This window comes from uncultured Enorma sp. (assembly GCA_905210055.1).
GTDB lineage: Bacteria > Actinomycetota > Coriobacteriia > Coriobacteriales > Coriobacteriaceae > Enorma.
Genome location: CAJLVH010000059.1, coordinates 1 through 10824, shown reverse-complemented (window position 1 = coordinate 10824; position 10824 = coordinate 1). Strand labels below are relative to the sequence as shown.

General features: G+C 59.2%; 11 protein-coding genes. 10 read left to right on the top strand and 1 reads right to left on the bottom strand.

What is annotated here, in order from left to right:
• Window positions 1–786, bottom strand: a 786-nt coding sequence (locus QZ079_RS05210; protein ID WP_297035980.1) for an ROK family protein, incomplete at its 3' end; no start/stop codon positions are given.
• Between the two features lie 261 nt (window positions 787–1047).
• Here QZ079_RS05210 and QZ079_RS05205 point away from each other — a divergent pair.
• The 10 genes from QZ079_RS05205 to QZ079_RS05160 form a co-directional block, all read left to right on the top strand.
• Complete coding sequence (locus QZ079_RS05205; RefSeq protein WP_297035977.1) at window positions 1048–1317, top strand: UxaA family hydrolase; 270 nt, start codon at window positions 1048–1050, stop codon at window positions 1315–1317.
• Window positions 1318–1327: 10 nt separating this feature from the next.
• Complete coding sequence (locus tag QZ079_RS05200; protein WP_366926432.1) at window positions 1328–2488, top strand: UxaA family hydrolase; 1161 nt, start codon at window positions 1328–1330, stop codon at window positions 2486–2488.
• Between the two features lie 27 nt (window positions 2489–2515).
• Entirely contained in the window at window positions 2516–3409 is an 894-nt protein-coding gene (locus tag QZ079_RS05195) for a dihydrodipicolinate synthase family protein (RefSeq protein WP_297035974.1), read from the top strand.
• 110 nt (window positions 3410–3519) lie between these two features.
• Complete coding sequence (locus QZ079_RS05190; RefSeq protein WP_297035971.1) at window positions 3520–4242, top strand: cyclase family protein; 723 nt, start codon at window positions 3520–3522, stop codon at window positions 4240–4242.
• A gap of 22 nt (window positions 4243–4264) precedes the next feature.
• Window positions 4265–5434 (top strand): PTS transporter subunit EIIC, encoded by a 1170-nt coding sequence (locus QZ079_RS05185; protein ID WP_297035969.1) that lies wholly within the window; start codon window positions 4265–4267, stop codon window positions 5432–5434.
• A gap of 134 nt (window positions 5435–5568) precedes the next feature.
• On the top strand, window positions 5569–6381 hold the full coding sequence (locus QZ079_RS05180) for an IclR family transcriptional regulator (protein ID WP_366926431.1): 813 nt from the start codon (window positions 5569–5571) through the stop codon (window positions 6379–6381).
• 21 nt (window positions 6382–6402) lie between these two features.
• A complete protein-coding gene (locus tag QZ079_RS05175; RefSeq protein WP_297035964.1) occupies window positions 6403–7158 on the top strand; it encodes a 5'-methylthioadenosine/S-adenosylhomocysteine nucleosidase in 756 nt (251 codons plus the stop codon).
• Between the two features lie 45 nt (window positions 7159–7203).
• On the top strand, window positions 7204–7794 hold the full coding sequence (gene yihA / locus QZ079_RS05170) for a ribosome biogenesis GTP-binding protein YihA/YsxC (RefSeq protein ID WP_291289975.1): 591 nt from the start codon (window positions 7204–7206) through the stop codon (window positions 7792–7794).
• A gap of 160 nt (window positions 7795–7954) precedes the next feature.
• A complete protein-coding gene (locus QZ079_RS05165) occupies window positions 7955–8689 on the top strand; it encodes a GntR family transcriptional regulator (protein WP_297035959.1) in 735 nt (244 codons plus the stop codon).
• Between the two features lie 168 nt (window positions 8690–8857).
• Window positions 8858–10824 (top strand): phosphoketolase family protein (locus QZ079_RS05160; protein WP_297035956.1); only part of this gene is annotated, 1967 nt, incomplete at its 3' end.

Genomic DNA, 10824 nt, shown 5'->3' with positions numbered 1-10824 from the left:
GGTCGTCACGATGTAGCCGCCGAGCTCTTCTGCGGCTTTGGGGCGTGCGAGCTCGACGATGGGCGTGTGGTCGGCCACGCCGCCGCCGATGATGATCTTCTGCGGCGAGTAGCACAGGATGTAAATTGCAAGCGCCTGCCCCAGATAACCAGCGAGGATATCCATGGCCTCGGGATCTTCGGCCATATCGCCGCCGCTCTTCCCCCAGCGCTTCCTGATGCCAGCGCCGGAGATAAGACCTTCCAGGCAGCTTGCATGGAACGGGCAGGAGCTATCGGTCGCGATGGGATCGCGCGGGTCGGGCCTCATGGGGACGTGACCGGCTTCGGGGTGCATCATGCCGTGTACGAGCGCCCCGCCCGAGAGTACGCCCGCCCCCACGCCGGTGCCGATGGTGAGATAGAGCACCGTGTCGAGCCCCTGCGCGCAACCGAAGGTCGCTTCGCCCAGGCAGGCGACGTTGACGTCGGTATCGTAGCCGCAGGGGATGCCGAGCGGTTTTTGCAGCGAGCCCAAAAGGTCGAAGTCGCTCCAATGGGGTTTGGGAGTCTTCAAGATCTGTCCGTAGCGCGGTGAAGCCGGGTTCACGGCGGTGGGGCCGAACGCGCCAATGCCGAGCGCAGCGATACCCCTGCTCTGGAACCATGCCGTGCAGACGGCTGCCGTTTCCTCAGGAGTCGTGGTGGGAATCTGCTCGGATTCCACGATGGTGCCGTCGGCGTAGCCCGTCGCGCAGACCATCTTCGTGCCGCCAGCTTCAAGTGCGCCCAAAAGAGTTCTCTCCACGATGACTCCTATCCCTAGGCAATCGAGAGACTTCGTTTCCATTATAGATTTGGCAGATTAGCTGGTTGTGCGGTGCGAGTAGCTACCATTCACCGACGAAATCATACCGTTCACAGTCATAAGCCCGGTCACGCACAAGAGAATCTCCCGGGGAATAGTAAAACTGTGATGAAATTCGTATATATGAAATAGTTCGAATATACGAATAAAGTGAATCACAGGTGACCCTGCGAGATGAATCAATGAAGGGGAGGAAAAGGCGTGAACGCGTTGATCGTTGAGGACAGCGATAACGTCGCGGTGGCGATTGAAACTGTCTGCGCTGGAGCGACCATTGAGTATTTGCGTCATGACGGTATGCCCTGCACGCTTGTCGCCATAGATGACATACCGGCGTATCACAAGGTTGCCGTGGAAGACATCGCGGCTGGTCAAGACATCGTGAAATACGGTGAATGCATTGGACGTGCGGCAGTTAATATCGCCCGAGGTTCCCACGTACACACCCATAACGTTGCGGATCTGAACTAGGAGGTACCGGATGACCTTTATGGGATGGAAGCGTTCGGATGGCAGGGTTGGTATCAGGAACCATGTGCTGGTGCTTCCTGCAAGCGTCTGCGCTTCTGATGTAGCGGAGCAAATTGCTTCCCGCGTGCAAGGCGCAGTTACGTTTCATAACCAAAACGGCTGCTCGCAAGTTCCGAGCGATCAGCAGCTCACCATGGATGTTATGGCAGGATATGCGGCGAATCCCAATGTTTGGGGGACGCTCGTAGTCTCACTCGGCTGTGAAAACTGCCAGATGGATCTTGTGTGCGACGCTATCCGCGAGCGCACGGACAAACCTATTGAACGCGTGATTATTCAGGAGGTTGGCGGTAGCCTGAGGGCCGTTGAGGAGGGCACGCGCCTTGCTCGCTCCATGGTTGAAAAGGCTGCGCGCGAAGAGCGCGTCTCGGCTGATTTCTCGAATATCGTCTTGGGTACCGAGTGCGGTGGTTCCGATCCCACGAGCGGCCTTGCAGCGAACCCCTTGGTGGGTCTTATGTCCGATTGGATTGTCGACCAAGGCGGCACTTCGATTCTTTCGGAGACCCCTGAGCTTATCGGCGCGGAGCATATCCTTGCGCGCCGTGCGGTCACCGAAGAGGTGGGTAAGCGGATCTATGACATTATCTATCGCTATGAAGATGCCATGGCGCGCGTGGGTGAAAAGATCCGCGAGGGCAATCCCTCCCCGGGCAACAAGGCAGGCGGCATCACTACGCTTGAGGAGAAGTCGCTTGGGTGCATCCACAAAAGTGGACATCGCGCAATTCAGGCAGTTTACGACTATGCAAAGCAGATCGATACCACAGGGCTTGTGGTTATGGATACGCCCGGCAACGATCCGTCGTCGGTGGCGGGCATGGTTGCCGGTGGCGCGCAGGTAGTGGTTTTCACAACGGGGCGTGGTACGCCAACCGGGCATCCCATTGCGCCGGTTATCAAGATCACCGGAAACCGTGAGACGTTCGCGCGGATGCGCGACAACATCGATATCGATGCAAGCCCGTTCATCTTCGAGCCCGAGCGCAAGGCGACGGTTCGAGATGAGGCGATAGCACTGCTTCTCCAGGTTATCAACGGTGTTCCCACGCGCGCAGAGGCGCTTGGCTTTGTCGAGACGGCTATCGCGCGCGTGTGCAACTACGTATAAGCAAAAACAATTTAAGGAGGTGAATTGATGAACGCTGAGTACATTACCCCGACGGTATGCGTCTTCAACGATGAGGGCGACGTCGATTATGACGGCTGCGCGAGGCTCATTGACTACGTGATCGAAGGCGGCGTAGACGGTATCGTGCTGCTGGGTAGTAACGGTGAGTTCTTCCATCTATCGCTTGACGAGAAACGTCGGCTTATCGATATGGCCGTGGAAACGATCGGCGGCCGCGTCAAGCTTTATGTTGGAACGGGTGCCATGAACCAGCAAGAGGCCATCAACCTCACGCGTTACGCCCATGCGGCCGGTGCCGATGCCGCGTTGGTAATCCCGCCGTACTACTTCGAGCTATCGCCCAATAGCATGGAGGCGTATTACGACGCCATCGCTTCGGCGAGCGATGGGGCTATCATGCTCTATAACTACCCTGAGTTCTCGGGGAATGATGTAACCCCCGATCTCGCTCTACGTCTTGTCGAGCGTCATGAGAACATCATCGGTTATAAGGACTCTGTGCCCGACGTTGCCCATACCCGGCGTGTAATCGATGCCGTCTTGCCAGTGCGTGCGGGCTTCCGCGCCTATTCGGGATTCGACGAAAACTTCGCCCACAATGTCATGGCGGGCGGCAGCGGCAGTATCGGTGCGCTCTCTAACTTGGTGCCCGAGGTATGTGCCGCTTGGACGCACGCGGTGAACGGGGGAGCATGGGAAGAGATTGTGGCGTACCAGCGCAAGATCGATGCGCTGATGGAGCTCTATACCATCTCAACCCCCTTTATGAGCACGTTCAGGTACGCGCTTAACCTGCGCGGGTTCACGATGAGCGAAAGCTGCCGCGCTCCGTTCGCGCCGCTTGACGATGCCCAGCGCGTACAGGCCAGGACGTTGCTCGAGAAGCTAGAGATCATCTAGGGGCTTTTCTGAAAAGCGGAGGGGCGCTGCAACGCGATGCCACCGCACATTTTCGCAACTTTCCAGTGGTTTTACGGTCTCTTAGCGCCGTATACGAGAGAGGAGTCATCATGTCCGACTTCATCACAACCATCAACAAGATCGTTCACGAAGATGTTGAGCTGATTGATCTGACGCATGACCTGGAGGAGGGAATCCCCAGCTGCGCTACGCATGCGCGCTTTGGTCGCATCCTCCACGAGGCAATCCCTTGGGGCGATGGATACACGCATGCCGGCCTGGTGCTGGGTGAGCACACCGGCACCCATATGGATTCTCCGAACCATCATATCCCCAACTGCGACTACACCATCGACAAGGTACCGCTGCAGAAGCTCTTCGGTCGCGGCGTGTGGATCGAGTGCGACGGTACCGAGAAGAACGGGACGGCTGGCGTCGATGTCATCAAAGCATGGGAGGAGCAGAACGGTCCAATCGAGGAGGGCGACTTCGTGTTCTTCCACTTCGGTTGGGATAAGTTCTGGGGCGTGCATCCCGCGTGCCGTCAGTTCGAGCACGACTGGCCTGGTATCGATGAAAGTGCGGCTATTTATCTGCGTGATCGCGGCGTCGTGACCGTTGGTACCGATACGCTCGCTCTCGATCGGGCGGATGCTCCGGCAGATGCCAACGTTGCACACGATGTGATTCTCGGCGCTAACATGACCATCCTTGAAGGGTTGGCGAACCTCACCGCACTGCCGCCGGTGTTTTACGTGATCGCTATGCCCATGAAGGTCAAGGGCGGTTCCGGCTCCACCACGCGTGTCATCGCGCTCGTTGATAAACAGTAGATTTTAGGTCTGGGAGGTTCACATGGCTGAACAGGAGAAGGCGGTGAAGAAGAATCCGGTGGCGCGCGCGATTGATGCGGTGTGCGACCTGTTGAGCTCGTTCTTCCTGCCATTCATCAATCTGCTGGTCGCTGCCGGCATCATGAAGGGGCTCATTGCCTTACTGGTGTTCACGGGCGCCATCACCGAGGGCAGCCCTACCTATACCGTCATTTATGCGATGGGTGACGCGCTGTTCTACTTCATTCCCATTTTCTTGGCGTATACAAGCGCGAAGCGCTTCGGGGTCAACAAGTTCACGGCGCTGCTTGCGGCTTGCATCCTGCTGTATCCGAATCTCTCGACCCTCATGGATGCAGGCGAGGACTTTGCGCTTTTCGGATTGCTCCCCATCACGGCGGTAACTTACTCGTCGTCAGTGATTCCCATTCTTCTAACCATCTACTTGCTCAAATGGGTCGAGATACTTTGTCAGAGGGTCATTCCGCAGATGGTGCGAGATATTCTTACACCGCCGGTGTGCCTCATCATTGTCATTCCTGTCGCGTTGATGGTCTTCGGTCCTTTGGGCACGGTGATTGGCACTTGGCTTGCAAGCGGGTACGAGGCACTCTTTGGTCTTTCCCCCATTGTCGCCGGTCTGGTAATCGGCGCGTTCTTCCAGGTGATGGTTATCTTTGGCTTCAACTGGGGCATCTTCCCGATCATGCTGAACAACATTGCCGTGTTGGGATATGACACAATCCTGCCCATGATGGGCGGTTCGACCTTCGCTATGGGCGGTGCGGCTTTGGCGGTTGGACTGCGTACCAAGAACAAGGCGTTTCGCACGACGGCGATTTCGGCCATGGTGGCAACGCTCTTTGGCATCACAGAGCCCGCTGTGTATGGTGTGCATCTGCGCTTGAAGAAGCCGATGGTGTGCGGATGTATCGGCGGAGCCGTTGGCGGTGCGATTGCAGGGGCCTTTGGTGTTCAGGCATCGGCGTTTGCATTCCCGGCTCTTACCACGTTGCCCGTGTTTTGGAACGTGTCGTTTGGGGCGTTCTTGGTGTCGCTTGCAGTTAGCTTTGTGGTGGGTTTTGTGCTTACGCTCGTCGTGGGCTTTGAAGATCTGCCGGAGGGAGCCGAGGCGAATTCCTCGGAGCCTGTTGCAGAGGATGTGACGGAATCGGCTACGGCCACAGCCTAAGTAGGTTTGTCTGCTCGTCCATCTCTGGGGTTGCGGCGCTTTCATTCCGTTGGAACATTTGAACGCTATAATCTGGGTACCGTTCTTTTGCTGGGCGGTACCCTTTTCTTATCAAGTTTCTGGAGATTGATGACATGAGCCCTGCCTGCGTCGAGCGCCGGTCGCAAGACCCGACCGAGCATCGTCCTACATTACGCGTTCTCGACGTGCTCGACGAGCTCTCGCGTGCGCCAGAGGGTTGCACCTTAACCGATCTGTCGCATGCGACTGGAGTTTCCAAAAGCACGCTTGTGCCAATTCTTAAAACGATGGAGAGCCGACGGTTCATCACGTTTGAGGCGGGAACGGGACGCTATTCCATTGGTATCAAAGCGTTTTCGGTGGGCTCGTCGTTTGTTGATAACGTTCCTTTGGTAAACGTGTTGCGCACTGAGATGGAGCGCATGATGGCGGTGTGTAAGGAGACATGCCAACTGGGCGTTCTCGACGGTGGCGACGTCCTCTATATCGCAAAGGTTGATTCACCTCAGGCCGTACGTCTGATTTCATCAATTGGCAAGCATATTCCGGCGTATTGTACGGCACTGGGGAAGGCGCTCTTATGCGATGCGACTCCGCAGCAGATAGTGGAGCTCTTTCCTGAACCGTTGAAGCGCTTGACGTCGCATACCATTTCAAGCGTCGAAGAGCTGACTGCACAGATTGCCGAGCAGCGTGCAACGGGCATCTTCTCTGAGTTTGAGGAGTCGAGTGAAAGCGTTGTTTGCTTCTCTGTGCCGCTGCGTCAACGTGGTCGGATCTTGGCCGCGGTGAGCGTGTCGCTGCCGAGATATCGTCTTGATGATGAGAAAGAGCGTGGCATTTGCCATGGGCTGCTTGATTATCAGCGAAGCGTAGAGCAGCTGTTGGAGACTTATCCAGATCATAATGGTCTATTGCTTGGATAGAGTTCAAGCGAAGGGAATGACATGATGAATACCATCGCCATCATCGGCGCGCTCGAGAAGGAAGTGCGCGGGATATATGCCGCCCTGGAAGACGGCTTCACCAAGGATGTTGCCGGGCTGCACATCGCGGGCGGGCGCTACGCCGGCCATGACGTGGTCGCGACGACCGCCGGCATGGGCACGGTGAACGTTGCCGCCGCGACGCAGCTGCTCATTAGCATGTATGGCGTTGACACCGTGATCTTCTCCGGTATCGCGGGCGGCCTCAACCCGGCGCTGCACATCGATGACATCGTGATTGGCGAGCGCCTGCGCTACACGGATACCGATACCGCACTCATTGCGGAATCCGTGCCGTGCCTTGAGGAATTCGCCTCCACGCCCGCTCTCGTAGACCTTGCCGAGCATGTGCTCCGCGCCCGCGGCTACCATGACATTGGGGGTGCGCCTGGCTGTGACTCGCCCGGCCGCGACGCGTCTGGTCACGACACCCCTGGCTACCTGCGCGGAACCATTGCCACGGGCAACCGCTTCGTGACGGGCGCCCAGATGCGCGCCGCGGTAGTCGAAGCTACGCAAGCCGACTGCGCGGAGATGGAGGGCGCCGCGGTAGCGCACATCGCGGCGAAAAACGGCGTCGCCTGTCTCGTGCTGCGCGCTATCTCCGACAATTGCGACGAGGCGTACGATGCCTTCTGCGAGCGCGACTTCGACCTGGACGGTTATGCACGCCGCGCGAGCGAGATCGCACTCGAGATCGTCTCGCGTCTCGATTGATACCATCTGAACAGACTGCTTTTTGTTTTTGACAGGGGTTCCAATATGTCAGATTCCATCAACTACCAGCTCGCGCATTTCGTGGCGAGCTATGGCAAGGCGTCGCAGATTCCGCCGTCGACGTGCCCCGAGGTGAGCTTCGTCGGCCGCTCGAACGTGGGCAAGTCCTCCATCATGAACAAGATCTTCGGCCGCAAGGGCTTGGTGAAGGTTTCGAGCACGCCGGGCAAGACGAGCAATGTGAACTTCTTCGAAGCGGACGGCGTGCACTTCGTCGACCTGCCCGGGTATGGCTTCGCCCGTCGCTCCAAGGCGGAGCGCGACCGCTGGGCGCAGCTCATCGGCGATTTCTTCGACCTCGAGCGCAGCTTCAACCTGGTGGTCTCGCTCGTGGATATCCGCCACGATCCGAGTGCGCTCGACCATCAGATGATCGCGTTTTTGCAGGAAAGCGAGCTGCCGTTTGTGGTGGCGCTTACCAAGGCGGACAAGCTCAGCCGCGGCAAGCAGAACCAGCAGCTTGCAGCGATAAAAAAACAGCTCAACGTGCCTGCGGAAGACATCATCGTGACGAGTTCCGAGACCGGGCAGGGTATCGACGAGCTCAAGCGCCGTATCGAGGCCGCTTGCCTGTAGTGATAATTTCAGTACCTGGTACTGAAATTATCATTTGGGAAGCGCGGGCCTGCCGCCGGTTGAGGGCGTCCGCCCGCCGCATGGTGCGGTTGTGGTACGCTCGTAATGGCTGAAATGTACAGCCAAAGAGTCCAAATATACGGACGTTCAAGGGGAGCACGTGGCCACACCATTGGATTTCAGCGGCAAGGAGCAACTGTACCGTCAGCTGTACGACATCCTGTTCCAAGACATCATCAGCGGCGTGTACGCCGTGGGCGACCTCATTCCATCGGAATCCGAGCTCATGGAGCAGTACGGCGTTTCGCGCGCGACGGCGCGGCGGGCGATGGAGATGCTCTCCGATAACGGCATGATCAGCAAACGCCGCGGCATCGGGTCGGAGGTCATCGCGAGCCGCCCGAAGTCCGACCTCACCCACGTGACGAGTTTCTTGAAGAAAAGCAGCGACGACCGGGTTATCGCACAGAAACGCCTCGTCGACGCGGTGATCATTCCTGCAAGCGGTGAGATTGCCCAAGCGCTCCGCCTTGATGAGGGTGCGGATGTGTACCGTCTGCGCCGCGTGCGCTATAGCGGGGAGCGCCCGCTGTACCTCGAGATCAACTACTTCGAGCGCGCGTTTCTGCCCGACGCCATCAACCGCGACTTCTCGCGCGAGTCGCTGCGCGCCTACATTAGCGATGAGCTGCATGTGCGCTGGCGCCAGGCCACGCAGGAGATTCACGCGATCGTGGCCGACGAGGAACTCGCCTATCTGCTGAAGATCGAGGTCGGGGAGCCGCTGCTCTTTAGTAAGCGCATCTCCTTCGACGCGCAGGGTGTGCCGCGTGAGTTCGTGACGACCTACTATCGAGCCGACCATTACCATATCGAGGTCGAGCTCGACGCATAGGAACGCGACGTTACTGGCAAGTGTTTCGCGCGCCGCGCATGCCTGGCAAGCCGCTTCTTCCACCTCAATTCAGCTCCTTACCAAAACCTTGCAAATTCCCTCTAGTCAAATGTACGTATATTCGTATAATCAAACCGGCAACACAGTATGCACGAGAAAGAGGTCGGTATGGCTCAGCCTGTGATCGGAACGCCGTGGAAGAAACTGGACGCGCCTGTGTCGGACGCTGCGCTCGAGGGCGTGGAGAAGTATTGGCGGTGCGCGAACTACCTTGCTGTCGGCCAGATCTATCTGCGCAGCAACCCGCTCATGCGCAAAGATTTCGTGGACGAGAAAACCGGTGAGCCGCGTGATTTCGGTCGCGCGGACGTGAAGCACCGCCTCGTGGGCCACTGGGGCACCACGCCGGGCATCAATTTCCTCATGGGGCACACGAACCGTCTCATCGCCGATCACCAGCAGAACGCCATCTTCCTCATGGGCCCCGGCCACGGCGGCCCGGCGGGGACTGCCCAGAGCCTCCTCGATGGCACCTACCGCGAGCGCTACCCCGAGATCACCGACGATGAGGCCGGACTGCAGACGTTCTTCCGCCGCTTCTCTTATCCCGGCGGTATCCCGAGCCACTTCGCGCCCGAGACGCCCGGTTCTATCCACGAGGGCGGCGAGCTGGGCTATACGCTCTCCCATGCTTACGGCGCGGTGCTCGACAACCCGAGCCTGCTTGCCGTGGCCGTGGTGGGCGACGGCGAGGCGGAGACCGGTCCCTTGGCTACGGGCTGGCAGGCGAACAAGCTCGTCAACCCGGCGACGGACGGCATCGTTCTGCCGATTCTCCACCTCAACGGCTATAAGATCGCGAACCCTACAATTCTCGCGCGCATCTCGGACGAGGAACTCGAGCAGTTCTTCCGCGGCATGGGTTATAGCCCGCATGTGTTCGTTGCCGGCTTTGACGATGAGAGCCATGCCTCGATCCACCGCCGTTTCGCCGAGCTCCTGGAGCAGGTGTTCGACGAGATTTGCGACATCAAGGCATGCGCGCAAGCGCAGGTAGACGCCGGCGGCGAGGCGACGCGCCCCGTCTACCCCATGATCGTGTTCCGCACGCCCAAGGGCTGGACGTGCCCCAAGCACATCGACGGCAAGAAGACCGAGGATTCGTGGCGCGCGCACCAGGTGCCACTCGCCTCGGCGAAGGACACGCACGAGCACTTCCGCGTGCTGCGCGGTTGGTTGCGCTCCTATGCACCGGAGGAACTCTTCACGCCCAAGGGCCAAATCCGTCCCGAGGTGACCGCGTTCATGCCGGAAGGCGACCTGCGCCTGGGCGCGAACCCCAACGCTAACGGTGGCACGGTGCGCCGAGAGCTCACGCTGCCAGACATCCACGCGCATGAGGTGCCGGTCGCCGAGCACGGCCACGGCTGGGGGCAGACCGAGGCGGCGCGCGTCTTCGGTGCCTATACGGCCGACGTGCTCGCGCAGAACCTCGACGACTTCCGTATCTTCGGTCCGGATGAGACCGCTTCGAACCGCCTGCAGGCCGCCTACGACGTGACGCGCAAGCAGTGGGAGGGCGGCTTTTACGAGGACGAGGCAAACGACCAGCTCCTCGCCAGCCAGGGCAAGGTCATCGAGCAGCTGTCCGAGCACCAGTGCGAGGGCATGCTTGAGGCGTACGTGCTCACCGGTCGCCATGGCGTGTGGTCGAGCTACGAGAGTTTCATCCATGTGGTGGACTCCATGGTCAACCAGCACTGCAAGTGGCTCGAAGCGACCGTGCGCGAGATTCCGTGGCGCGCGCCCATCGCGGGGCTGAACATCCTGCTCTCGAGCCACTGCTGGCGCCAGGATCACAACGGGTTCTCGCACCAGGACCCTGGCTTCATCGACCTGTTGCTCAACAAGGCGAACGATACGCACGTGGTGAACGCCTACTACCCGGCGGATGCCAACATGGCTCTCGCGGTGGCGCAGCGCGTGTACCAGTCCACGAACTGCGTGAACGCCATCTTCTGCGGCAAGCAGCCTGCGCCGACGTTCAGCACGGTGGATGAGGCCGTGGCGGAGCTCGACGAGGGCCTTGCCGTGTGGCGCTGGGCGTGGACGAGGGCATCGAGACGGTTGAGGTG

Excerpts from the sequence above, each read along its gene's own strand:
- QZ079_RS05200 (WP_366926432.1), top strand. The coding sequence starts at position 1,328 with ATGACCTTTATGGGATGGAAGCGTTCGGATGGCAGGGTTGGTATCAGG.
- QZ079_RS05195 (WP_297035974.1), top strand. The coding sequence starts at position 2,516 with ATGAACGCTGAGTACATTACCCCGACGGTATGCGTCTTCAACGATGAG.
- QZ079_RS05190 (WP_297035971.1), top strand. The coding sequence starts at position 3,520 with ATGTCCGACTTCATCACAACCATCAACAAGATCGTTCACGAAGATGTT.
- QZ079_RS05185 (WP_297035969.1), top strand. The coding sequence starts at position 4,265 with ATGGCTGAACAGGAGAAGGCGGTGAAGAAGAATCCGGTGGCGCGCGCG.
- QZ079_RS05180 (WP_366926431.1), top strand. The coding sequence starts at position 5,569 with ATGAGCCCTGCCTGCGTCGAGCGCCGGTCGCAAGACCCGACCGAGCAT.
- QZ079_RS05175 (WP_297035964.1), top strand. The coding sequence starts at position 6,403 with ATGATGAATACCATCGCCATCATCGGCGCGCTCGAGAAGGAAGTGCGC.
- yihA (WP_291289975.1), top strand. The coding sequence starts at position 7,204 with ATGTCAGATTCCATCAACTACCAGCTCGCGCATTTCGTGGCGAGCTAT.